The following is a 24,091-nucleotide window of genomic DNA, read 5'->3' on the forward strand; positions in this document are numbered from 1 at the left end:
GCATTTCAATGTAGGAGCTGCCGAAGGCTGCGATCTTTTAGCTATTGATCCGCCGTCTGCATCCCTGCCCGCGTCGCCTTACCCAGAGTACGCGAGAAGAAGCGCCCCGCTTCAGTCACCAGATTGCGGTGAATGTCTTCCCGGTCGACGCCATCGGCATCGGTGCACAGCGCCGGCATGATGACGATCTGTTCGTCGTTGCACGGCGCCATGAACACGAAGTGCCCTGCTCCCGCCAGCAGCTTGAAGTCCGGCGCGACGGGCAGTTTGCGCGCCAGTGCGGCGGCGTTCTTGTCGAACGGCACCAGTTTGTCGCCATCGCCGCTGTACAGCAGCACCGGCACATGCACGTCGGCAAGGGTGTGACGACCGAATTTCAGGCTGAGCGGCGCCATCAGTAACAGCGCGTGAACACGCGGGTCGGCCACCGGTTGCAAATCATCACGATCGACGATCAGTTCGCCTTGGGTGTTACAGGCATCGCGGTCGTCCGGGCGCTCCTGGCAGTAACGACGCAGGCGATCCAGGTCCGGCGTCGCGCCGGACAGTATCAACGCCGTCTCCCCGCCCGCCGAGTAACCGATCACACCGACCTGGTCAGCATTGACGAACGGCGCGAGCATGCGGTCGCCCAACGTTGCGGTAATCGCTTCGGAAATCTGGATCGGCCGTCCGTAGAGATTGCTCAAGGTGCCGAGTCGGCTGTGGTCCTTGGAGTTGTCGCCGGGATGAATCACCGCCACCACCACAAAGCCCTTGCGAGCCAGCGACGTGGCCAGGTCATGCAGGGCCAATGGCGTTCCGGTGTTGCCGTGGGACAGCATCAACATGGGGAAACGGCCCATGGCGACCTTGGTGTCTTCACCGGCCTCGACCGTATAGCCCTCAAGCTTGCTGGAGTGTTCTTTTTCGCTAGAGGGATAGAAAGCGATGGCGCGCATCGGTTGCAGATCGAGCGGGTCGAGAAAACTCATCTCGTGGTAACCGACGCTCCAGTGAGGATGCGGCGCGGGGGCGGCGTGCACTGAATTCAGGCTGCCAAGCAGGCATATCAGAAGAGTTGCACAAAGACGCATCATCGGATGCCCCACCTGTTACCAGACCATAGACGTTAACCCTTGATTGCATATCCTGGGCCAACCTCTGTAACGACCAGAAACAAAAAACTCCGCATCTGGCACTTGCGTGATCAGAATACAGAGTTTTTTGGGGCATTACCTGAACGGTTGCTGCTTTTACGCAAGCCTTACGCGGCGGCGAACAGTTGCTCGCTGATTTGCGTGTGAGCGTCGCTCATCGCTTTGGTGCGCACTTCGTCACCGTACGCCAGACCATGTGCACGAACGAACTCGATGTCGGTGATGCCGATGAAGCCGAACAGCACTTTCAAGTAGTCTTCGTGGGCAACACCGGTCGCCTGGCCAGCGTGCAGGCCGCCGGAAGTCGAAACGATCACCACTTTCTTGCCGCCGCACAGGCCTTCAGGGCCGGCTTCGGTGTAACGGAAAGTCTGACCGGCAACGGCAATGCGGTCGATCCAGGCTTTCAGTTGAGTCGGGATGGTGAAGTTGTACATCGGCGCTGCAATCACGACGGCGTCGGCGGCGAGGAATTCGGCCAGGGTCTGGGCGCTCAGTTCGGCTTCGTGCTGTTGTGCGGCGTTGCGCAGCTCAGCGGTGGTGCCGGCAGCAACCAGAGTAGTGGCGGAGAAGTGGCTGATGGCATCGGCGGCCAGGTCGCGGTAGGTTACGACGGCGGTTGGCTCGGCGGCTTGCCAGGCTTTGACGACTTCGCCACTCAGCAGACGGGAAGCCGAGTTGTCACCAAGAATGCTCGAATCGATATGCAGCAGTTTCATGTGGGATCTCCAGGTGAGGATCGCCGCCAGGGCGATCTGATGGAGACAATCCTACAGACGAAACCAATAGCTGATTAGAGTGCAACAATGCGATAGTTTGTCTCACTGATAGAACGATTGAGTAACGCCAATGCAAGATCTTAATGACCTCTATTACTTCGCCAAAGTCGTCGAGGCCGGTGGCTTCGCGGCCGCCGGGCGTTTGCTGGGGATTCCCAAGTCGCGGCTGTCACGGCGTATTGCAGAGTTGGAAGAGCGTCTTGGCGCGCGTTTGTTGCAGCGTACCACCCGGCAACTCAAGCTGACCGCCGTGGGCGAACGCTACCTGCGCCACTGTCAGGCGATGTTGCTGGAAGCCGAAATGGCCGACGAAGCCGTGGCCAGCATGTCCAGCGAGCCACGAGGACGCTTGCGGGTTTCATCTCCCGTCGGATTGGCTCACGAAATGCTGCCGGAGGTGATCAGCAACTTCCTGGAGAAGTACCCGCAAGTGCAGTTGGAGGTGATGCTGGTCAACCGGCGCGTCGATCTGGTGACCGAAGGTGTCGACGTGGCTCTGCGCGTACGTGAACCGGGCGACGAAGACCCGCTGCTGGTCACGCGCCGGTTGCGTCAGGCACAGATGCTCGTGGTGGCCAGTCCTGCATTCCTGCAAGGGCGTGACATTAACCGGCCCGAGGACCTGAAAAACCTGCCGGTGCTCGGCGCCCTCGAACCCGACCGCATGGTGCATATTCGCCTGGTGTCTGGCCAAGGCAAAAGCTTCGAACTGGCCCTTGAAGCGCGACTGGGCATCGACGATTTCATCGTGCGCAAGACCTGCGCGCTCGCCGGGCAAGGTTTTACCACGCTGCCGATGATGTACTGCGAGCAGGAACTGGCGAACGGTTCGCTGGTGCAACTGCTGCCGGACTGGTCGCTGCCGGGTGGCTGGTTGCAAGCGGTCTATCCTCACCGTCGCGGCGTGATGCCGGCCGTGCGGGCCTGGCTCGACCATTTGATCGAAACATTCAATGCCTGCGGGGATCGTTTGATATGAAGTCAGGACGCATGAGCGAAGCGGATGTCGCGGCCTTTTGCCTGGCCTTGCCGGGCGCACGGGAAGATTACAAATGGGGTGGCGTGCGGGTATTTTCGATTGCCGGGAACAAGATGTTCGCCTTGCAAAATTTGCGTGGCGATTCCCTGGCGTTCAAGGTCGACAAGGATCTGTTTCTCGGTCATTGCGACCGACCGGGCATTCATCCGGCGCCTTATCTGGCGCGTGCCCAGTGGATCATCATGGCAACGCCCTACCCTTTGGGCGCCGAAGAACTGCAAGGTCTGTTGCAGCGTTCCCATCAACTGGTGGTCAGCAAACTGCCCAAGCGTACTCAGGTCGGGCTGCTGCTCTGATTCCTTCTTTTATTAGAACTTAGAACAACGCGAACAGCTGCGCGCCGAGGAACAACTGGTCGATCCAGAACACCTGGTGCAGCAGCACAATGAGCCAGAACACCACTTGAAACGAGACTTTGCGCGTCTTGTGTCGAAACACCTGTTGCGCGAGCAACGCACCCGGCCAGCCGCCGGCGAATTCCAGGGCATGCAGCACGTTTTCCGGGGTTCGCCTTTGATCGGCGCGGGCATTGCGTTTGTCGCTCCAGTACAGCAAAAACGCCAGCACGCTGACGATGCCGTAGGCTGCCAGCGGTATCAGCGACACCCCTCGCAGCCACAACGACATCGAACCGAACAACGGCAGCGCGCACAGGATCGCAAACACCAGCAGTTTCAGCCGGGGATTGCGGATCTCGCCTCCGGAGTTACGCCCGGGGTTGTTGCGCGCGCTGGAGTCACTCATGGCTTGGCCGCAGTCCAGTCGACCCAGCCAAACTGCCAGGTGGCCAGAATCAGCAGGCCGAACGCGATGCGATACCAGGCGAACGCCGCATAGCTGTGGCTGGCGATGAACTTGAGCAAGCCCCGAACAGCGATCATCGCGAAGATGAATGCCGTGACGAAGCCGATCGCGAACACCGGGAAGTCAGACGGCACGAACAGGTCGCGGTACTTGTAGCCCGAATACACCGCCGCGCCCACCATGGTTGGCATGGCCAGGAAGAACGAGAACTCGGTGGCGGTCTTGCGCGACAAGCCGAACAACAAACCGCCGATGATCGTCGAACCGGAGCGCGATGTGCCCGGAATCATTGCCAGGCACTGGGCGAAACCGACTTTCAGGGCATCTTTCCAGGTGATGTCGTCGACGGTTTCGGCATGCACTTCATGTTGGCGTTTTTCAGCCCACAACATGACGATACCGCCCACTACCAACGCAGTGGCCACCGTGATCGGATTGAACAGGTAGTGGTGAATCAGGTCGGCGAAAATCACCCCCAGTACCACGGCCGGCAGGAAGGCGATCAGCAGATTGGCGGTAAAGCGTCGAGCGCTCGGCTGGGTTGGCAAACCGATGACGACGTCGAAAATCTTCCGGCGAAATTCCCACACCACCGCCAGGATTGCCCCGAGCTGAATAATGATGTTGAACGCCATGGCGCGCTCGCCGCCGAAGTTGAGCAGGTCAGCGACAATGATCTGGTGCCCGGTACTCGAAATGGGCAAAAACTCCGTCAGCCCCTCTACAACCCCAAGAATCAAAGCCTGAAAGGCAGTCCAAAGATCCATCAATCCCCCAAAAGGCTATGCGTCGACGCATGCCCCGTTAGTATTTTACAAAGCGTTTATCGCGCTTAGCGTAGTTGAAATTCCACGAGCGCAAGATCCCCGCCGCCTCTGAAAAACCCGTGAAAAATCAATTTGTATTCAGGTTTTACCGCGCGGGGCCGAAATCCTATCAGACAAGTCTGAAAAGCGCTGCCGCGTTATCGGACCTGCCAGGATGCTGGCGATCAATCATTACAAAAACAAGAAACCCCAGAACAAGAAATCGGAGCACCGCGTTATGAACAGCTTGCGCAATATGTCGATCAGCCGCCGTTTGTGGCTCATCCTGATCGTGGCCGTCATGATGCTGTTGGCCTTGGGCGTGATGATGCTCAAGCAGATCCACGATGATTTGTACGACGCCAAGGCGCAGAAGACCCAGCATGTGGTGCAGACCGCCAGCGGCGTTCTCAGTTATTACCAAGGCCTGGAAACCGCCGGCACCCTGACCCGCGAAGCCGCGCAGAAACAGGCGTTGACCGCTATTCGCGGCCTGCGTTACGACCAGAATGATTACTTCTGGATCAACGATCTGACGCCCGTGATGGTCATGCACCCGGCCAACCCCAAACTCGACGGCCAGAACCTGTCTGCGATCCGCGACCCGGACGGTTTTGCGGTGTTCAACGAAATGGTTGCCGTCGCCAAGAGCAAAGGCGCCGGGATCGTCAATTATCGTTGGCCGAAGCCCGGTGCCAGCGCACCGGTCGAGAAAACCTCCTACGTCAAATTGTTCGAACCGTGGGGCTGGGTGATTGGCTCGGGCGTGTACATCGATGACATGCAGGCCGAGTTCTACGGACAGGTCTGGGAAGCTTCTCTGATCGGCCTGGCCATCGCACTGATCATGGTGGCGCTGGTGATGCTGATTGCCCGCAGCATCGTCCGCCCGTTGCAGGAAACTGTGAACGCAATGGCCAATATCGCCAGCGGCGAAAGCGACCTGACCCGCAGCCTCGACACCCACGGCCAAGACGAAGTCACGCAACTGGCGCGGCACTTCAATGCCTTCACCACCAAGCTGCGGCTGGTGATCGGTGAGTTGCAGGTGTCGGCGAGCGCCCTCGGCCAGTCGTCCAGCGAATTGGGCAATGACGCCACTCAGGCCCAGCAACGCAGTCAGCAACAGTCGCAGCAGATGGAGTTGGTGGCCACGGCTATCAATGAAGTGACCTACGGCGTGCAGGACGTGGCGAAAAACGCCGAGCATGCCGCCAGTGAAATGCGCGATGCCGAAGCGCAGGCGCAGCAAGGCCAGATCAACATCGACGGCAGCCTGCAACAGATCGACACGCTGTCTTCGACGATCGATCAGGCCGTGGAAGTGATCCGTACGCTGGCCGCCGAAAGCACCCAGATCGGCAGCGTTCTGGAAGTGATCCGTTCCATCGCCGAGCAAACCAACCTGTTGGCCCTCAACGCTGCAATCGAGGCTGCCCGGGCCGGTGAGCAAGGTCGCGGTTTCGCGGTTGTGGCGGATGAGGTTCGTCTGCTGGCCCAGCGCACTCAAAAGTCCACGGCAGAAATCCAGTCGATGATCGAACGCTTGCAAGCCCATTCCGAAGCGGCGGTCAAAGTCATTGGCGACAGCAGCCGCGCCTCGCAACTGACCATTGAACAGGCCGGTCTGGCCGGTGCCAGCCTGAATGCCATCGGCCAGGCGCTGCGCAACCTCAACGGACTGAACGCCTCGATCGCCAGCGCGACGTTGCAGCAGGCGCATGTGGTCGAGGACATCAACCAGAACGTCACGCAAGCCGCCGGGCTCTCCCACAGCACCGCATTGGCAGCGGAACAGTCCAGCGTGGCGAGTGTGCGACTCAAGGGCTTGAGTGAGCAACTGAACGGATTGCTCAAGCAGTTCCGGGTGTAATTCCAGAAAAAATTGCAGCCTGCGGCAGCTCCTAAAGAACAAGGCGTTCACCTGTAGGAGCTGCCGAAGGCTGCGATCTTTTGATCTTCAAACCAAATACCGCTGCCTGCGGTTACAATCCGCCCCCAAATTCGATTTACCCAAGGAACCTCCATGTCCGGGCTTGAACTGTTTGCCGCCACCCTCGGTGTCATTGCCGTCTGGTTGACGGTCAAGCAGAACCCCTGGTGCTGGCCAATCGGTCTGGTCATGGTGCTGATTTACAGCTGGATCTTTTTCGAAGTGAAGCTGTATTCGGACATGTTGCTGCAAGTAATCTACGCGGCCCTGCAGATCTATGGCTGGTGGCAATGGACCCGTGCAGGCGATGCGCGACAAGGGCGCGAGGTTACCCAACTCGATGGCCGATCGGTGATGTTCGGTCTGCTCGTCGGCGCCGCTGGCAGCTTGATGCTGGGCGCGGCCATGGCGCACTGGACCGACGCCGCGCAACCCTGGCTCGATGCAGCCCTTACCGGTTTCAGCCTGGTCGCGCAACTGTGGATGGCGCAGAAACGCGTTCAATGCTGGCCATTGTGGATCGTCGTGGATGTGATCTTCGTGGGGCTATTTGTCTACAAAGGAATGTACCTGACCGCCGCTTTGTACGGCTTGTTCCTGTTGCTCGCCGTGCAAGGCTGGCGTGAATGGCGTACCGCCCCGGCGTTGCGCACATGAAGGTCCTGGTGCTCACAGGCCCTGAATCCAGCGGCAAGAGTTGGTTGTCGGCCGAGTTGCAAGCGCATTTCGGTGGGTTGCTGGTGGGCGAGTACGTGCGCTGGTTTATCGAGCAGGAGCAGCGAGACACGTGCCTGGCCGATATCACCGACATTGCCCGGGGCCAGTTACGCTGGGAGGACGAGGCCCGCGCCCGGCAACCAGAACTGCTGATCCTTGATACTCACCTGTTGAGCAACATGCTCTGGAGCCGGACGTTGTTTGGCGATTGTCCGCCCTGGATCGAGCAGGCGTTGCTGGCCCGGCAGTACGACTTGCATCTATTGCTATCACCGGAAAACGTCGACTGGACGGATGATGGCCAGCGCTGCCAACCGGCACTGACCGAACGCCAGGCATTTTTCAACGACACCCAGGCCTGGCTGGAGCAGCATCGAAGAGTTGTTCAGATTCTGCGTGGCGACTGGGCTGATCGTCGGGTTCAGGCCTTCGAAGCCGTGTCGAGGTTGCTCGCGCCCTTTCCCTGATTCTGGGGAGATTTCCCCAGCGCTTTCCCCTGTTTTGGGGGGAAAGTGTCCGTTCCTGAAACACACTCCCTGCCGCAAACCGCCTGTTTCAGCACCCGTGTCATGTTTCGGCCCTGGTTGTTAACCCATTGAAACACGTCCTCGCAAACCATTGTTCTAGAGCATCGCAAGCGCTTTGGCCGGCTGCAGGCCCTCTGTGGTGTCTCAGCGTTGAAACAGCCGAAAATTCTCTTTCCCGGACAAAATCGGCAAGCGATTGAATTTCAACAGTATTCGAAAAGCGGCACAGCTTTCGCTCTCTCCTTCACAACGCTGACTAGGGCCAGCCCACAAGAAGAAGGAATTGCACCGTGGGGACTTTCAAAAAAGGCATGACCTGCCTACTGCTGATAGGAAGTGCCGCAACGTCGGTACTCACGTTCAATGCCCACGCCGAAGGCGACGGCACAATCGTTTTGACTCGCGATGTCCAGGCCGTGCATTTCGGTCGCAATGGCGGCAAGGACCCAAACCCTACCACCGTCAATGCCAATCCTTCAGCACGAGTGACCTCGGTACTCAATAGCACCGAGCTGAGCGATGGCGACTTCGCAAACATCGCCAGCGGCAAATCCATCGCTGTCAACAACATCAATAAAAACAGTCCTGGCTTTCAAGGCTTGAATACGGTCACCAACCCGAACGGTATGCCCGGCATGGGCTCAGGTCATCAGGGCGGTAGTGGCAACGCGATTTCAGGCACCATCAACCGCGCAATGAGTTCCGGCCTCGCCCCTCTGGGCAGACTGGCTGGAGGTCAATGACATGAATCGTTCCGTCCTTTTCCTTGCCCTGCTCGGCTGTGCCAGCGCCATGGCCGACTCGGGAATCAGCTCGGTCAACAACGCCACCCTTCAAGATTCCGGCACCCAATACAGAGGCAACTTCAACATCAACCAGGCCGCCGGTGATCAACAGCAGCAGGCCAACGTTCGTGCAATTGCCATCGGCACCGAAGCCGGGGCGACCACCATTGTTAACCAAAAACTCAATACGCCCGCCAATCCGTCGATGAACGCGACGGCCACCATCGGCGGCACTTCTTTCAGTAATGGCAACGGTGTGCTGGGCGTCAACCAGAGCGCCGGGGCCAACAACCAAATGGCCAACGCCATGCGCATCAGCATCAGTGCTGCGCCGCAAGCCGTTGACGATAGCGCCCTTTCTCAACAGAACGTGGCGTTGCTACCAAGCTCAGGAGCAACTGGTACCCCAACCGGCAGTCGCCAGGTCGTGACAAGCGACCAGGCCTTCACCGGCAGCCGAGGGGTAATCCAGGTGAACCAGAGTGCCGGGGTGGGGAACCGAATGGCTAACACCCTGAGCATCCGGGTCGCTGACTGACCCAAACGCAGTGCGATTGGAAAGTACCAACACTTAACCAACTAATAAGCACGGAGAAACACCATGAAACCTACAATGGCCTTGAAACCACTGGTTTTCGCTCTCGCAGCAGTGATGGCAATCGCAGCACAAGCAGGCGGTCGTGATGATGATCACGGTCATGGCAATGGTCACGGTAACGGTCATGGCAACAACCATGAACCAAAAGGCCCAACTCTGGAACAAATTCTGCAGATCAGTGCCGGTGCCGGGGCCACCGTCATGGATCAACAAAGCAGCTCCGGCAACTCAGTCCTGAACCAAGGCACCAAAAATGGTGCTGCAGTGGATAGCTCGCTGAACGGCTCCAACGGCAACATGGGCGCCAACGTTGCAGCCGGCGACGGCAACCAACAAGATAACGCCGCCGCCCTGGCCACTGCTGACGAAAGCTTCATCTTCGGCACCGCAGTCGCTGCCTCGAGCGCTACTCAACTCAATGGTGGCAACACCGTTCTGAACTCGTCCAACACCAACGCCGCGTCCCTGAACAACGCCGGCAACAACGGCTCCGGCAACATCGGCATCAACGTAACCTCCGGCAACTTCAACCAACAGAAAAACAACCTGGCCATCGCCGTATCGGGCGGCCGTGTAGCACAAGCTGCTGCTGCGGCCAACCAATCGTCCACCGGCCTGTCTGTCACCAACGCCGCTACTCAGGCTTACACCAAAGATACCCTCGTGGGTACCTTTAACGCTGCTGGCGTATTCGTAGCGGCAGGCACTGCGACTACCGAAGGCGACAATCACGGTGGCGGCAACCATGGTGGTGGCAACAACCACAACAACGACCGTGGCGGCAACAACGGTGGCGGCAACCATGGCGGCAACGGCGATACCACGTCCGATTTCGTTGCTGTTGGCGTGTTCGGTCTGGCTGGTGTAACCACCCAACAAGTGATGACTCCAAACGGCTGGAAAAACCCTGTAACCAACACTGCTACAATGACCAACTCGATGAATGGCTTCTCCGGCAACGGCGGCGCCAACGTATCGTCTGGTGTAGGCAACCAACAAAGCAACTCGCTGTCCATCGCTGCAGGTTGCAGAGCCTGCCTGTAATCGCGATCGAAATGAAAGCCCCGGCAACGGGGCTTTTCCTCAGTCCGCAAAGGCGTATCGATCATGCGTAAGTCTGCACTCATCGCCCTCCTCTGCCTGTCTGGCCTGACCGAGGCCGCACAGATGTCAGTGGCCGCCCTTCCTGGCGGCACACTCATCTATAAGCAGGTACAGAGTCTGCGTGAGCGCAAGTTCAGCAACATAGTCGAACAGAAAACCGATTTCAGTTGCGGCGCCGCCGCACTGGCAACGATTTTACGCCAGGCCTATTGGCTCGACGTCGATGAAGAGCACATCATCAAAGGCATGCTGGTCAATGCAGACCAGGACCTTGTCCGTACGCAAGGTTTCTCCATGCTGGACATGAAGCGCTACATAGAAAGCATCGGCATGCGTGCCCGGGGCTACAAGATCCCACCTGAAAAGCTCGACGCAGTAACGATTCCGGTGGTGGTACTGACGGAAGTTCGCGGCTACAAGCACTTCGTGGTGTTGCAGCGTGCTGACAAGAACTGGGTCTATATCGGCGACCCGGTGCTCGGTCACAAACGCTACTCCCATGATGACTTTGTCAAAGGTTGGAACGGAATTGTCTTCGCTATCGTTGGTCCCGGTTACGAAAAAACCAATGCACTACGCAGCCCACCGGAACCGCTGACAGCCAAGAACAAGCTGGATAACTTCAACCCGGTCAAAGATGCTGAATTGATGGACTTTGGTTTCATACAGAGCGACTTCTTTTAATCGCCTACAAGAAGATATGGAGCAGGATGCTCCGGGAGCAGCAAATGAAAACCTCATATTGGGTGGCCGCCGCCTGTCTGGTAGCGAGCACCTCAGGTTTTGCCAATGGATTCAAACCCATCGAAATCAAGGATCAGGAGCTTGCCGAACTGCGTGGCCGGTATGTCATGCCAGGACGGATCATCAGCTTCGGTGTTGTAATGAGCAGTACCTGGCGCAACGCCAGTGGCGATCTGATCGGGGCGACTACCTCCATGCAGATCCAGGCCGCAACGGTCAAACCCGAATTCTACGTGTCAACGTACAGTCAGTCCGGTAACGGCGGCTCTTCTCAACAAGGCACCGGCAGCGTGGTTGGCGGCGCAGGCTTGAATGGCACGCAAGGCATCACCCAGAGCGTACGCGCCGCAGGTGACGGCAACAGCGCTTACAACAACATCGCTATCGATGTGAAAGAGGCCAACTCGGCCCCGGCACTGGTACCCGCTCAAGGTCAGGCGTTGATGGCCGGCCAAACCATCACCGGCAGCAATGCTGCAGGCAGCATCGCGGTTTCCGCAACCAATGGCGGCGTGCAAATGGCCATCCAGGCCAACAACAATCAAGGTTCGGCCATTCAACAAGTCGCCCAGGGTGGGCTGCTGCAAAACACCCGTTTGCTGGGCAATAGCAACATGGTCAGTAACCTCACCCAGCTCAATGTGGTCCTCAATAATAATGGCCCAAGTGCTGGCGCATTGGACTGCAACCTGAATCAACTCGCCGCCCTTCGCACCTTGGGATATTGAACTACGCTGAGTCTCGACCATTGGGCATAACAAGGGACGGCTTAATTCATGTATCGATCAGTATCACTGCGTGCAGTTGTATGTTTGAGCACTCTGTTCCCGGCGGTGATGGTGCAGGCAGCACCGGATGCGGAAGTAGAGCTTCTGAAACAGGAACTTCTGGAGTTGAAGCAACGATACGAAGTACAACAAAAAGCCCTGGCGGTACTCGAGCAACGGGTCCGCCAGGTAGAAGAACAACCGGCATCCCCTCCTCCAAAACGCCTGGCCAAGTCACCGGCAGACATGAAAGGCAACTCGCAAGTCGCGGTCGGCACTGGCGCCGCAGCCGCTTCAGGGGGAGCAGCCGGGGGTGGCAGTTCCTATGGACAGTCGCTGGCAGACGATTCTCAACCGGCACAAAGCGTTTCCAACCTGTATGACGAGGCCAGCGGATTCTTCGGCGGCGGCAAGTTCAGCGTGGAAACCGGGCTGACCTACTCCCGGTACGATACCCGCCAGCTGATCCTTAACGGATTCCTCGCACTGGACTCGATCTTTCTGGGCAACATCAACCTTGACCGGATCAAGGCCGATACCTGGACGCTTGACCTGACCGGTCGCTACAACTTCAACAACCGCTGGCAGTTCGACTTGAACGTGCCGGTGATCTACCGCGAATCCACTTACCAGTCAGGCGGCGGCAATGGCGGTTCCGCAGGCGTGACAACCGAAGAAACCGTGACCCGCGATCCGGAGATCGGCGACGTCAACTTCGGTATTGCCTATAAGTTCCTCGACGAGTCGGTCAACACGCCGGATGCCGTAGTCACCTTGCGTGTCAAGGCACCTACCGGCAAGGACCCGTTCGGCATCAAGCTGCGTCAGGTGGACGCCAACTCCAACCTGTTCGTACCTGACACACTGCCTACCGGTAATGGCGTCTGGTCGATCACACCGGGCATCTCTCTGGTCAAAACGTACGATCCGGCCGTGCTGTTCGGTAGCTTGTCCTACACCCATAACTTCGAGGAGTCCTTCGACGACATCAGCTCCACTGTCGGCCAGAAAAACCCGGGCAAAGTGGACATCGGCGACAGCTTCCAGCTCGGTGCCGGTATTGCATTCGCCCTGAACGAAAAGATGAGTATGTCGTTCTCGGTGTCTGATGTGGTGCAACGCAAGAGCAAAATCAAACAGGATGGCGGGGATTGGGAGTCTGTCACTTCCAGCGACGCCAACGCCGGCTACTTCAACATCGGCATGACCATTGCCGCTACGGATAACCTGACGATCGTACCCAACCTGTCCATCGGCATGACGGACGATGCCCCGGACTTCCAGTTCAGCCTGAAATTCCCGTACTACTTCTGACCCACGATAAAAAGCCCCGCTGCGACATCATCGCAGCGGGGCTTTTTGTTGTGTTGCGTTCAGCGGATCTGATGTTTGTGCAACAACCGATAGAACGTCGGCCGCGACACACCCAGGACTTTGGCGGCGACGCTCAGGTTGTCGCTATGTCTGTTCAGCACATCGCACAACGCCTGGCGTTCGGCCCGGGTCTTGTAGTCTTCCAGCGTGCCCATCGGCGTGGCGACGGCCTGCTGGCTGATCAGCCCCAGGTCGCGCGCCTCGATCTGCCGCCCTTCGGCCAGTACCAACCCGCGGCGTACCCGGTTAGCCAGTTCACGAACATTGCCCGGCCAGTCATGTTTACCCATGGCGATCAAGGCGTCTTCGCTGAAACTGCGCGGACGACGACCGGTTTCATGACTGTAGAAATGGGAGAAGTGGTTGGCCAGCATCGACAGGTCGCCGTGACGCTCACGCAATGGCGCTGTCACGACTTGCAGCACGTTCAAGCGATAGTAGAGATCTTCACGGAAGCGTTTTTTCTCGATCGCGGCCTCAAGGTCGACGTGGGTCGCCGCCAGAACCCGCACATCCACCGGAATCGGCTGGCTGCCGCCCACCCGCTCGATGTGTTTTTCCTGAAGAAAACGCAACAGGTTGGCCTGTAGCTCCAAGGGCAGGTCACCGATTTCATCCAGAAACAAGGTTCCGCCGTTGGCCGCTTCGATCCGCCCGACCTTGCGTTGATGGGCGCCGGTAAAGGCTCCTTTCTCGTGACCGAACAGCTCGGACTGGATCAGGTGCTCGGGAATCGCGCCGCAGTTGATCGCAACAAAGGGTTTACTGTGACGCTGGGACTGCCGGTGCAAAGTGCGGGCCACCAACTCTTTGCCGGTGCCGCTTTCACCGCGAATCAAAATCGGAGACTCAGTGGGCGCCAATTTGCTCAGCAACTTACGCAACTCGCGTATCGGCTTACTGTCGCCCAGCAATTCATGTTCGGGCTGATCAATGTGCACCGTGCCCTGCCCGCGCAGGCGCGCCATGCCGAACGCCCGGCCCAGCGTGACCTGGACTCGGGAGACATCGAACGGCAAGGTATGGAAGTCGAAAAACCATTCACAGACAAAGTCGCCGACATTCTGCAAACGCAGGACATCCTGCGTCAGGACGGCAATCCACTCGGTGCCGCTGCGGCTGATCAGCTCTTTGACGGCATCCGGGCGCTCCAGGTGAAAAGGCTGCAAGCGTAACAAGCCCACATCGCAGGTTCGGTCGGCAGCGTGTTCCAGTGAACAGCTGTCAACATCCCAACCCACAGAGCGTAATCCCGGTAACAGACGATGACAGTCGTCACAGGGATCAACCACTAATAGACGTCGTAAGGCAGGCGCTTCGCTCATGACTGTTCCTTGGCGCCAAATTCTAGGAAATATTATTAAAAACAGTCATTTGGCGGACCTGGCTGTAACATTAGCAAGAATTTGACGTAGCCTTGTACCGTTTGACTATAGGGTTGTTGCTTAAATAGTTATAAGAACAAGTTTTGTTAGTTGCCTAACGAGTCCAATCTTTCATTCAGCTTTCAAAACAGGGTCTTGTAGCGTGACTTTGAAAGAAAGTTGAAATTTCTTTTGTTTGTGTGTGACCCGAACCCCGGTTGCGGGCATCAGTACAAGTAACCTGCCGAACGGTAAGCCCAACCGTCGGCACATCACTTGATTGGGCATACAGAGAGAACATCCCATGAACGCCCCGCTCCGCATCAACGAAGCTCTTTTGATTGCCGACCGCGCATTCCAGCCTTTCCAATGCGTGGCCTGGGCGCCACAGGACGGCAACGGCGAACTCAGCCTGACCGTGATCGATCGCACCAACAACAGTATAGGCCGCAAGCAGATTCCAAGCAGCGCCTACACCGACCCGGAGCAGCTTGAACGCTTGCTGAAACAAGCTCGTGAAGAGTTGAGCCAGGAAGGTTACAAGCTGCAATCGTGGTCGATGCCGCACTGATCGTTTTGCGGATTACTCCGGAGTAATCCGCGCCCTTCCTACCGCCGTCGTTAGTTACCTGGTTTAACGACCACCAGCACTTGCAACACTTCATTATTTGAACTAGCGCACGCTGAATTCTTTGCACGCTTGCCATTGGTTCGAAAAGACACTGTTGTGGCACACAGCGACTCTCCACCTGTTAGTTATGTCAGTTGTGCATTCACGCATTCAGGGATTGAATGTTCTTCCTATAAAGTCGCCATCCCAACTTCTGGACAAAGACGACTCGCAAGGAGATGCGTGCATGTCAACCCAGTCCGTTCTGGCCTTCCCGACAACCTTCAGTAACGCCGGGATCCTCGATACCACCTTCGCCAACGGTGGCAATACCCAAGTGTACTTCGCCGGTAGCGTTTCAAGCATGGCCAACGGCGTCGCCATCGATTCCCAGGGTCGCCTGTTGGTCGCGGCCAAGGTCGGTATGCCGGACGGCAGCCGCTTCGGGCTGGCCCGGTTGCTGGAGGACGGTTCGGCGGACCTGGCATTCGGCAAACAAGGCAGCGTTGTCGGACAATTCGAGCCTGGCTTCGAAGCCATGGCCGGCAAGGTCAGGGTGTTGCCCGACGGCCACATCCTGATCGTTGGCCTGCACTACGAAAATGCCCACCGCACACTCCCCGCCCTGGCGTTATTTGACCCACAAGGCTGTCCGGTTCAAGGGTTTGGCGACAACGGTCGCTGCGTCGTGCGATTGCCGGGCAATCTGTCCCACGGGGTTCGTGATGCCTGGCTGCCGCCCGGTGTACCAGGAGCCGAAGCCTGCGATGCAAGCATTCAAGAGGACGGTCGGATCCTGTTGATAGCCAATCATCACTTCGAACTGGCGGACCATACCGGCCTGCTTATACGGCTGGATAGCGACGGCTCGCTGGACATGTCCTTCAATGGTCTCGGTTTCGTCATTGTTCGGCACTTATTGATGAACACCTGGCTCAGCACGCTGATGCTGCAACAGGACGGCCGGATTCTGGTGGGTGGGTCAATCAATTTCCCCGAAGAAGGTTTGCTGGCTCGCTATCATTCGGATGGCAGCCTTGACGAGCGTTTTGCCGTGGATGGCTTCATGAGCTTCAAAGCACAGGGGCAAAGTGCTCAGATCACCCAGATCGTCCAGCAAGACAACGGCGACATACAGTGTCTTGGCAGTAGCCGTGATCCGATGCGCTGCCTTTCACTGAGGGTGCACAGCAATGGCCGGCCAGACATTCACTGCAATGGCGGTGTGTCACAATTGCTGGAAATCGGCCGCAGCGGCTGCCAATGGACCGCCGCCCAGGTACAACCGGATGGCAGCGTGGTCACGGCCGGAGCAACCATTGGTGGTGTCGAGGCCGATTTCATTCTTGGCCGATACCTGGCTGATGGACAACTCGACTGTGAATTTGGCAACGGCATCGGATGGATTCGTACACGCCTGGGACACAGTCTCGATACGGCAACTTCAGTGGCTGTTCAGCCTGATGGAAACATCATTGTTGGCGGCTACTCATTAGATGGCAACTATCGGGCCGTCGTCGCACGCTATATGGGTTAGCAAGATAGATTTTTCCTGCACTTGATCTTCTGTTCCGGTTACGGCAACTTGCGCGCTTCTAAAGATAAGGAGTAGCCGATGTCCGGTTCCATGGCCCAGGCGTTCGCGCATAACTTTCTCGGCAACTCACCCCGCTGGTATAAGGCCTGTATTCTCGGCTTCCTGATTCTCAATGCCCTGGTGCTATGGACTGTGGGTCCGGTGGCAGCGGGCTGGCTGTTGGTGCTGGAGTTCATTTTTACCCTGGCCATGGCGCTCAAGTGTTATCCGCTGATGCCGGGTGGTTTGTTGCTGGTTGAAGCGCTGTTGTTGAAAATGACCACGCCGCAAGCGCTCTATGACGAGCTGCTGCACAACTTCCCGGTGATCCTGCTGCTGATGTTCATGGTGGCGGGCATCTACTTCATGAAAGACCTGCTGTTGTTTCTGTTCTCGCGCTTGCTGCTCGGCGTTCGCTCCAAGGCGCTACTGGCGTTGATGTTCTGCTTTTTGTCGGCGTTCCTGTCGGCGTTTCTCGATGCCCTGACCGTCACCGCCGTGATCATCAGCGCCGCCGTGGGTTTCTATTCGGTGTATCACCGCGTTGCCTCCGGCACCGATCCGCGTCAGGACAGCGAGTACGGCGATGACCAGAATTTGCCCACGCTGCATCATGGCGACCTGGATCAGTTCCGCGCTTTCCTGCGCAGCCTGCTGATGCACGGCGCAGTCGGCACCGCACTGGGTGGCGTTTGCACGTTGGTGGGCGAACCGCAGAACCTGCTGATCGGCCATGAGATGGGCTGGCACTTCTCTGAGTTCTTTCTGAAGGTCGCTCCGGTGTCCTTGCCAGTGCTGGTGGCAGGCCTGGTGACCTGCGTCATTCTGGAAAAGGTGCGCTGGTTCGGTTACGGCACGCTGCTGCCGGACAACGTACGCGCCGTGCTGGCCAACTACGCTGACGAAGACAATGCCGAGCGTACTTCGCGTCAACGTGCCGCGCTCATCGTACAAGGCGTGGCTGCGCTGATTCTGATCATCGCACTGGCATTCCACGTTGCCGAAGTGGGCCTGATCGGTTTGATGGTGATTGTATTGATCACAGCGTTCACCGGCATTACTGACGAACATCGCCTCGGCACCGCATTCAAGGATGCCATGCCGTTCACAGCGTTGCTGGTGGTGTTTTTCGCCGTGGTGGCGGTAATCCACGATCAACATCTGTTTACGCCGCTGATCCAGTGGGTGCTGGCTCTGCCGGCCGATCAGCAGCCAGGCATGCTGTTCATCGCCAACGGTCTGCTCTCGGCCATTAGCGACAACGTGTTCGTGGCGACCATTTACATCACTGAAGTCAAACGCGCCTTCCTTGCCGGTGAAATGACCCGCGAACATTTCGAGACATTGGCCATTGCGATTAACACCGGCACCAACCTGCCGAGCGTGGCCACACCGAATGGTCAGGCGGCGTTCCTGTTCTTGCTGACGTCGGCGATTGCACCACTGATTCGCTTGTCCTACGGACGGATGGTGTGGATGGCGGTGCCGTACACCGTGGTGATGGGGATTTTGGGCTGGTATGCAGTGAGTTACTGGCTGTAACCGGCTATTAACTGTAGGAGCTGCCGCAAGCTGCGATCTTTTGATTTTGCTTTTCAAAAGATCAAAAGATCAAAAGATCGCAGCCTGCGGCAGCTCCTACATAGAGTTCAGCGTTTCAGGATGTAGCGCTCAATTGCCTGAGCAGCGCCATCTTCGGCATTGGTGCCCGTCACCACATCCGCCTGACGCTTCACCGCTTCTTCCGCCTGCCCCATGGCAATCGACAATCCCGCCACATGAAACATCGCCGGGTCGTTGCCGCCATCGCCCATGGCGGCGGTTTTCTGCAACGGTACGCCGAGGAACGCCGCCAGCGTCGCCAACGCCTCGCCCTTGTTGGCTTTCATTGCAGTCACGTCCAGGTACACCGGTTGCGAACGCGACACCTGGGCCTGATCGTCGACTTTCGGCAACAGCTGCGCCTCCAGTTCAATCAGCAGCTCGGTGTTGTTGCTGGCAGCGACGATCTTGTCGATGCGCGCCAGATACGGCTCGAAGCTCTCGACCACCACGGGCGGATATCCGAGCCCATGCTGTTCACGCGGCACCATGGGGCCGTTCGGGTCTTTCACCAGCCAATCGCCGCCACTGAACACCCAAACCTCGATGTCCGGTTGATCGGCGAACAGCGCCAACGTGCTCAGTGCCGCCGTGGCCGGCAAGTAATGCGCGACCAGCAAACTGCCATCGGGATGGACGATCGTGCCGCCGTTGAACGCTGCCGTTGGCAGGTCGACGCCCAAGGCTTCGATCGTCTGCAACATCGCCTTGGGCGGTCGCCCCGTGGCCAGGCTGAACAGCACACCGGCGTCGCGCAATGAACGGACCGCGTCGATGGTGCGCTGGCTGAGGCTGTGATCGGGCAGCAACAAAGTACCGTCCATGTCACTCAGTAGAAAGCGGACAGGTTCACTCATCCGAGGCCGTGCCAGACGCGACCATCGCGAGTCAGCAACTCTTCAGCAGCCTCAGGCCCGTTTTCACCGGCGGCGTAAAGCTGCACCGTGGCATCCTGCTGCCAGGCATCGAGGAACGGCTGTACTGCACGCCAGCCGTTTTCAATGTTGTCGGCACGCTGGAACAGCGTCTGGTCACCGGTCAGGCAATCGTAGATGAGGGTTTCGTAGCCGGTGGACGGCTGCATCTCGAAGAAATCCTTGTAGGCGAAGCCCAGTTCGATGTTATCCATCTTCAGGGTCTGGCCCGGCCGCTTGGCCAGCAGGTCGAACCACATGCCTTCGTTGGGCTGGATCTGGATGCGCAAGTAGGTCGGCTGCAGCTCATCGACCTCGGTATCGCGGAACTGCGCATACGGCGCCGGTTTGAAGCAGATGACGATCTCGGTGTCGCGCACGCTCATGCGTTTGCCGGTACGCAGGTAAAACGGCACGCCGACCCAGCGCCAGTTGTCGATCATCACCTTGAGCGCGACATAGGTTTCGGTGTTGCTGTCAGGCGCGACCTTCTCTTCCTGGCGATAACCCGGCAGAGGCTTGCCGTCGACCTCGCCAACAGAGTATTGACCGCGGACCGAATTGGCCCGGGCCTCCTCGACCGACCAGGGACGAATTGCGCCAACTACCTTGGCCTTCTCACCACGCACCGCATCGGCGCCAAAAGCGGCCGGTGGCTCCATCGCAACCATCGCCAGCAACTGGAACAGGTGATTGGGCACCATGTCCCGCAGGGCGCCGGTGTGTTCGTAGAAACTGCCACGGGTTTCCACGCCGACGGTTTCGGCGGCGGTGATCTGCACGTGGTCGATGTAGTGGTTGTTCCAGAACGCTTCGAACAGGCTGTTGGAGAACCGGCTGACCAGGATGTTCTGCACCGTTTCCTTGCCCAGGTAATGATCGATGCGGTAGATCTGCTTCTCGGTCATGACCTTGAGCAGGCAAGCGTTCAAGGCTTCTGCGGTGGGCAGGTCGGAACCGAAAGGCTTTTCGATCACCACCCGTCTGAACGCCTCGGGCGTTTCTTCCAGCAGACCGGAAGTGCCGAGGCGGCGAACGACTTCACTGAAGAAACGCGGCGCGGTGGCCAGGTAGAACACCGCATTGCCTGTGCCGCTGTCGGCGATTTTCGCCGCCAGCGCTTGATAAGTGCTGTCGTCCAGGAAGTCGCCCTGGACGTAGCTGATGTTTTTGGCGAGTTGGGCCCACAAGTCTGGATCAAGCGACTGATCGCCCTTGCCGACCTTGGTGGCCACCTCGTTGCGAATGAAGTCTTCGAGTTTCTTCGCGAAGCCTTCATCGCTGATGGCGTTGTGGTCAACGCCGATGATCCGCAGTCCATCCCCGAGTAAACCGTCACGCTTGAGGTTGTACAGCGCCGGCATCAGCAGGCGCTTGACCAGATCACCGTGGGCGCCGAACAGAAACAGCGTGGTGGGTGGTGCGGGTTCAGTCTTGGATTTTCTGCGGATCGCATGGGTCATTTTTTCGGTGTCTCCACATGGCCGCCGAAGCCGAAGCGCTGGGCCGAAAGAATCTTGTCGCCAAAGGTGCCTTGGCCACGGGAACGATAGCGGGAGAACAGCGAGTTCGACAGCACTGGCACCGGCACGGCTTGCTCCATGGCGGCTTCGATGGTCCATTGACCTTCACCGCTATCGGCTACGGAGCCGGAGAAACCGTCGAGTTTCGGGTCACCGGCCAGCGCGTCGACGGTCAGGTCGAGCAGCCAGGAGGACACCACGCTGCCACGGCGCCAGACTTCGGCGATGTCGGCAACGTTCAGGTCAAAACGCTGATCTTGCGGCAGGCTCTCGCTGTTTTTGGTTTTGAGGATATCGAAGCCCTCGGCGAAGGCCTGCATCATTCCGTATTCGATACCGTTGTGGATCATCTTCACGAAATGCCCGGCGCCCGCTGGGCCGGCATGAATGTAGCCATGCTCGGCGCGCTCATCGTCAGACTTGCGGTCCTTGGTACGCGGAATGTCGCCCATGCCCGGCGCCAGGCTTTTGAACAGCGGATCAAGGCGCTTAACGTTTTCGGCATCACCGCCGATCATCATGCAATAGCCGCGTTCCAGGCCCCAGACGCCACCGGAAGTGCCGACGTCCACGTAGTGCAGGCCCTTCTCCGAAAGGGTTTTCGCCCGGCGGATATCGTCCTTATAGAACGTGTTGCCGCCGTCGATGATGGTATCGCCGGCTTCGAGCAAGGTGCTCAGGGTGTTGATGGTGTCTTCGGTCGGTGCGCCTGCCGGCAACATGACCCACACCGCGCGCGGCTTGGCCAGGCCGGCGACCAGCGCCGACAAATCGGCGACGCCGGTGGCACCCTCTTGGGTCAAGGTTTCGACGAAGGCGGTATTGCGGTCGTACACAACGGTGGTATGCCCGTTGAGCATCAGGCGTCGCGCAATATTTCCGCCCATGCGGCCCAGTCCAATAATCCCGAGTTGCATGTGCTGATGCTCCCTACTACAAATAAATGTGTGTCAAAGGTTATAGCCCAACGCGACTAATGAGGGTTAGTCCAGAGCGTTGGCGTGAAGTTTCCGGGCATTGTGCCCGATCCAGATGGATAACGTCGGGAATCGTACCGAAGACACAACGACCATGAAAAATAAAAAAGTTCCCTTCACGGGCAAAAGAAATCAAAATTGGCGCCGATAGTAGAGATACCGCCGATTTCAGGCGGTTCTACAGTTGAGACACGCCATTTGCGAGGTGAGCAATGGGCACAGTACACACCGCACTGCCAGCACAAACCCTTTACGTCACAATCCGTCGTGACGAATTGCGCCAGTTGAAAGACGAGCGCGACCAGTTGAAACAGGAACTGGCGCAGTTGCGCCTGCTGATTCAGGGGCAACAGCCCTTACCCGTGACCCAGCGCGCCCCTCACGCCTGACTCCCTCGTCTGAATCGGAAACAGCCCCGAGCTGTTTCCGCTTGCCATAGTCCTTCGCCGGTTCCGGCAACTCACGAAGTTTTCACATCCCCTTATTGATACTCCGGTTCATTGTGGCCGCTCGGTATGCGCGCGCCTCCCGTTCGTCGGCGACTTTTGTGGTCTGACGGTGGAAGTGATCATTGGCTGGAGCATTGAATGGCTTGGTTTAAACGCAGCGAAATGTCTGCGAAAGGTTTCGATTGGGCAGGGTTTCTCTGGTTGTTCCTGTTCTTCTGGTATTTTTCCGGCATCACCCAACTGCTGATTCAACTGACAGGCACCTCCGGTTTTACCGGGTTCCGCCAGGCGTTTGTGATGAGCGCGATCTGGCTGGCACCGATGCTGTTGTTCCCCAAACGCACGCGGTTGCTGGCCGCAGTGATCGGTGTGGTGCTCTGGGCCTGCTCCATGGCCAGCCTCGGTTACTTCTTCATCTATCAGCAGGAATTTTCGCAAAGCGTCATTTTCATCATGTTCGAGTCGAACGTGTCAGAAGCCGGCGAGTACATGACGCAGTACTTTGCCTGGTGGATGGTGGTCGCGTTCATCGCGCATACCGCATTCGCCTGGTTCCTCTGGACCCGCTTGCGCCCGGTGTACATGCCGCGCGGTCGCGCACTGGTGGCAGCAACTGCGATTCTGGTTGCCGTGATCGGTTATCCGCTGATCAAGCAAACCCTGCGCACCGGCAGCTTTGCCAGTGGCTTCGAGAAGTTCGAAACCCGCATCGAGCCGGCAGTGCCATGGCAGATGGCCGTGGCCTATCACCGCTATCTCGATACTTTGGCCGGCATGCAGGAAATGCTGAACAGCGCCAGCACGATCCCGCCGCTGCACAATCTCAAGGATTCGATGGCCAACCAGCCGTCGACCCTGGTGCTGGTAATCGGCGAGTCCACCAACCGTCAGCGCATGAGCCTGTACGGCTATCCACGGGAAACCACTCCGGAACTGGACAAGCTCAAGGACCAACTGGCGGTTTTCGACAACGTCATCACGCCGCGCCCCTACACCATCGAGGCGTTGCAGCAGGTGCTGACCTTCGCCGACGAAGACAACCCCGAGCTGTATCTGTCGACGCCATCGCTGGTCAGCATGATGAAACAGGCCGGTTACAAGACCTTCTGGATCACCAATCAGCAGACGATGACCAAGCGCAACACCATGCTCACGACCTTCTCTCAGCAAGCCGACGAGCAGGTGTACCTCAACAACAACCGCAACCAGAACGCCGCCCAGTACGACGGCGACGTGATCGAGCCGTTCAACAAGGCCCTGGCCGATGCGGCGCCGCGCAAGCTGATCGTGGTGCATCTGCTCGGCACGCACATGAGCTATCAGTACCGCTACCCTTCGACCTTCGACAAGTTCAAGGACCGCAATGGCGTTCCGGCCGGCGTGCGTGACGATCAACTGCCGACGTACAACAGCTACGACAACGCGGTGCTGTACAACGACTTCGTGGTCTCGAGCCTGATCAAGGACTACGCCAAGACTGATCCGAACGGCTTCCTGATGTACCTCTCCGACCACGGTGAGGACGTGTTCGATTCCGCTGGCCATAGCACCCTTGGCCGCAACGAGAGCAAACCCACCGCACCGATGTATACCATTCCGTTCATGGCCTGGGCTTCACCGAAGTGGCGCGAAACCCACGACTGGAGCTTTGCCGGTGACTTGAGCCGGCCGTATAGCAGCTCGCATCTGATCCACACCTGGGCGGATCTGGCAGGCCTGAACTTCGATGAGCTTGATCACAGCAAGAGCCTGGTCAGCGACAGCTTCAAGCCTCGGCCATTGATGATCGGCAACCCGTACGAGCGGCAGCAGCGGCCGTTGATTGATTTCAGCTTGATCAAGCCGAAGACGGCGGTCGCGGCGGAAGTTGTCCTGAAATAGTATTCTTCAATACAACACAAAACCTGTGGGAGCGAGCTTGCTCGCGATAGCGGTGCATCAGTCGATATCTATTTTGACT

At 58.1% G+C, this 24,091-nt stretch carries 24 protein-coding genes; 16 read left to right on the forward strand and 8 right to left on the reverse strand.

The genetic code is table 11. The features are described from left to right. Positions 1-41: 41 nt before the first annotated feature. A complete protein-coding gene (locus ACW9JC_RS18105; RefSeq protein WP_457456524.1) occupies positions 42-1,079 on the reverse strand; it encodes an alpha/beta hydrolase family protein in 1,038 nt (345 codons plus the stop codon). Positions 1,080-1,246: 167 nt separating this feature from the next. Then, positions 1,247-1,858, reverse strand: a complete 612-nt coding sequence (locus ACW9JC_RS18110) for an FMN-dependent NADH-azoreductase (RefSeq protein WP_338580778.1) — start codon at positions 1,856-1,858, stop codon at positions 1,247-1,249. A gap of 130 nt (positions 1,859-1,988) precedes the next feature. Here ACW9JC_RS18110 and ACW9JC_RS18115 point away from each other — a divergent pair, with 130 nt between their 5' ends. Together ACW9JC_RS18115 and ACW9JC_RS18120 are read left to right on the forward strand one after the other, a co-directional pair. Next, entirely contained in the window at positions 1,989-2,897 is a 909-nt protein-coding gene (locus ACW9JC_RS18115) for a LysR substrate-binding domain-containing protein (protein WP_457456527.1), read from the forward strand. Then, positions 2,894-3,253, forward strand: coding sequence for an MmcQ/YjbR family DNA-binding protein (locus ACW9JC_RS18120; RefSeq protein WP_338580776.1), 360 nt, complete (start codon positions 2,894-2,896; stop codon positions 3,251-3,253). The genes ACW9JC_RS18115 and ACW9JC_RS18120 overlap by 4 nt, the downstream gene beginning before the upstream one ends. Before the next feature lie 19 nt (positions 3,254-3,272). On the opposite strand, the gene ACW9JC_RS18125 is transcribed toward ACW9JC_RS18120, so the two are convergent. Then, positions 3,273-3,701, reverse strand: coding sequence for a DUF1294 domain-containing protein (locus ACW9JC_RS18125; RefSeq protein WP_457456529.1), 429 nt, complete (start codon positions 3,699-3,701; stop codon positions 3,273-3,275). Further along, positions 3,698-4,528, reverse strand: coding sequence for an undecaprenyl-diphosphate phosphatase (locus tag ACW9JC_RS18130; RefSeq protein WP_448107789.1), 831 nt, complete (start codon positions 4,526-4,528; stop codon positions 3,698-3,700). The genes ACW9JC_RS18125 and ACW9JC_RS18130 overlap by 4 nt, the downstream gene beginning before the upstream one ends. A 277-nt stretch (positions 4,529-4,805) precedes the next feature. Here ACW9JC_RS18130 and ACW9JC_RS18135 point away from each other — a divergent pair, with 277 nt between their 5' ends. The 9 genes from ACW9JC_RS18135 to ACW9JC_RS18175 all read left to right on the forward strand — a co-directional run bounded on the left by ACW9JC_RS18135 (position 4,806) and on the right by ACW9JC_RS18175 (position 13,056). After that, on the forward strand, positions 4,806-6,440 hold the full coding sequence (locus tag ACW9JC_RS18135; RefSeq protein ID WP_338580773.1) for a methyl-accepting chemotaxis protein: 1,635 nt from the start codon (positions 4,806-4,808) through the stop codon (positions 6,438-6,440). Between the two features lie 153 nt (positions 6,441-6,593). After that, positions 6,594-7,157 (forward strand): nicotinamide riboside transporter PnuC, encoded by a 564-nt coding sequence (gene pnuC, locus ACW9JC_RS18140; protein WP_457456531.1) that lies wholly within the window; start codon positions 6,594-6,596, stop codon positions 7,155-7,157. After that, positions 7,154-7,684, forward strand: a complete 531-nt coding sequence (locus tag ACW9JC_RS18145; RefSeq protein ID WP_457456557.1) for an AAA family ATPase — start codon at positions 7,154-7,156, stop codon at positions 7,682-7,684. Before pnuC ends, ACW9JC_RS18145 begins: the two co-directional genes overlap by 4 nt. Positions 7,685-8,034: 350 nt before the next feature. Further along, entirely contained in the window at positions 8,035-8,487 is a 453-nt protein-coding gene (locus tag ACW9JC_RS18150; protein WP_457456533.1) for a hypothetical protein, read from the forward strand. A gap of 1 nt (position 8,488) precedes the next feature. Beyond that, entirely contained in the window at positions 8,489-9,067 is a 579-nt protein-coding gene (locus tag ACW9JC_RS18155) for an adhesin (RefSeq protein ID WP_338580770.1), read from the forward strand. Positions 9,068-9,130: 63 nt separating this feature from the next. Next, entirely contained in the window at positions 9,131-10,171 is a 1,041-nt protein-coding gene (locus ACW9JC_RS18160) for a heme utilization protein (RefSeq protein ID WP_457456535.1), read from the forward strand. Between the two features lie 63 nt (positions 10,172-10,234). Further along, on the forward strand, positions 10,235-10,915 hold the full coding sequence (locus tag ACW9JC_RS18165) for a C39 family peptidase (RefSeq protein WP_457456538.1): 681 nt from the start codon (positions 10,235-10,237) through the stop codon (positions 10,913-10,915). A 26-nt stretch (positions 10,916-10,941) separates the two neighbouring features. Continuing rightward, positions 10,942-11,703: a hypothetical protein gene (locus tag ACW9JC_RS18170; RefSeq protein ID WP_457456540.1), complete on the forward strand. Its 762-nt coding sequence runs from the start codon at positions 10,942-10,944 to the stop codon at positions 11,701-11,703. Positions 11,704-11,751: 48 nt separating this feature from the next. Further along, positions 11,752-13,056, forward strand: a complete 1,305-nt coding sequence (locus ACW9JC_RS18175; RefSeq protein WP_457456542.1) for a hypothetical protein — start codon at positions 11,752-11,754, stop codon at positions 13,054-13,056. Between the two features lie 59 nt (positions 13,057-13,115). Here ACW9JC_RS18175 and ACW9JC_RS18180 read toward each other — a convergent pair whose 3' ends face one another. Then, positions 13,116-14,441: a sigma-54 dependent transcriptional regulator gene (locus ACW9JC_RS18180; protein ID WP_338580765.1), complete on the reverse strand. Its 1,326-nt coding sequence runs from the start codon at positions 14,439-14,441 to the stop codon at positions 13,116-13,118. A 343-nt stretch (positions 14,442-14,784) separates the two neighbouring features. On the opposite strand from ACW9JC_RS18180, the gene ACW9JC_RS18185 reads away from it, so the two are divergent. From ACW9JC_RS18185 to nhaB, 3 genes are all read left to right on the forward strand, one after another. Further along, on the forward strand, positions 14,785-15,051 hold the full coding sequence (locus ACW9JC_RS18185; RefSeq protein ID WP_457456544.1) for a hypothetical protein: 267 nt from the start codon (positions 14,785-14,787) through the stop codon (positions 15,049-15,051). Between the two features lie 286 nt (positions 15,052-15,337). After that, positions 15,338-16,627: a hypothetical protein gene (locus ACW9JC_RS18190; protein WP_457456546.1), complete on the forward strand. Its 1,290-nt coding sequence runs from the start codon at positions 15,338-15,340 to the stop codon at positions 16,625-16,627. A 78-nt stretch (positions 16,628-16,705) separates the two neighbouring features. Continuing rightward, entirely contained in the window at positions 16,706-18,208 is a 1,503-nt protein-coding gene (gene nhaB / locus ACW9JC_RS18195) for a sodium/proton antiporter NhaB (RefSeq protein ID WP_457456548.1), read from the forward strand. 107 nt (positions 18,209-18,315) lie between these two features. Here the strand turns inward: nhaB and ACW9JC_RS18200 are convergent, their stop codons facing one another. The 3 genes from ACW9JC_RS18200 to gnd are packed head-to-tail and all read right to left on the reverse strand — an operon-like array spanning position 18,316 to position 21,646. Beyond that, positions 18,316-19,125: an HAD family hydrolase gene (locus ACW9JC_RS18200; protein WP_457456550.1), complete on the reverse strand. Its 810-nt coding sequence runs from the start codon at positions 19,123-19,125 to the stop codon at positions 18,316-18,318. Beyond that, entirely contained in the window at positions 19,122-20,645 is a 1,524-nt protein-coding gene (gene zwf / locus ACW9JC_RS18205; protein ID WP_457456552.1) for a glucose-6-phosphate dehydrogenase, read from the reverse strand. The genes ACW9JC_RS18200 and zwf overlap by 4 nt, the downstream gene beginning before the upstream one ends. Next, positions 20,642-21,646, reverse strand: coding sequence for a phosphogluconate dehydrogenase (NAD(+)-dependent, decarboxylating) (gene gnd / locus ACW9JC_RS18210; RefSeq protein ID WP_457456559.1), 1,005 nt, complete (start codon positions 21,644-21,646; stop codon positions 20,642-20,644). Before gnd ends, zwf begins: the two co-directional genes overlap by 4 nt. Before the next feature lie 248 nt (positions 21,647-21,894). Between gnd and ACW9JC_RS18215 the strand changes: the two genes are divergently transcribed. Together ACW9JC_RS18215 and ACW9JC_RS18220 are read left to right on the forward strand one after the other, a co-directional pair. Further along, the gene (locus ACW9JC_RS18215; RefSeq protein ID WP_175645467.1) at positions 21,895-22,071 is read left to right on the forward strand and encodes a DUF6026 family protein; all 177 of its coding nucleotides are present in this window, start codon (positions 21,895-21,897) and stop codon (positions 22,069-22,071) included. Positions 22,072-22,269: 198 nt separating this feature from the next. After that, a complete protein-coding gene (locus ACW9JC_RS18220) occupies positions 22,270-24,012 on the forward strand; it encodes a phosphoethanolamine transferase CptA (protein WP_457456555.1) in 1,743 nt (580 codons plus the stop codon). The last annotated feature ends 79 nt before the right edge of the window (positions 24,013-24,091 follow it).

This window comes from Pseudomonas sp. SDO5591_S426, assembly GCF_054070755.1.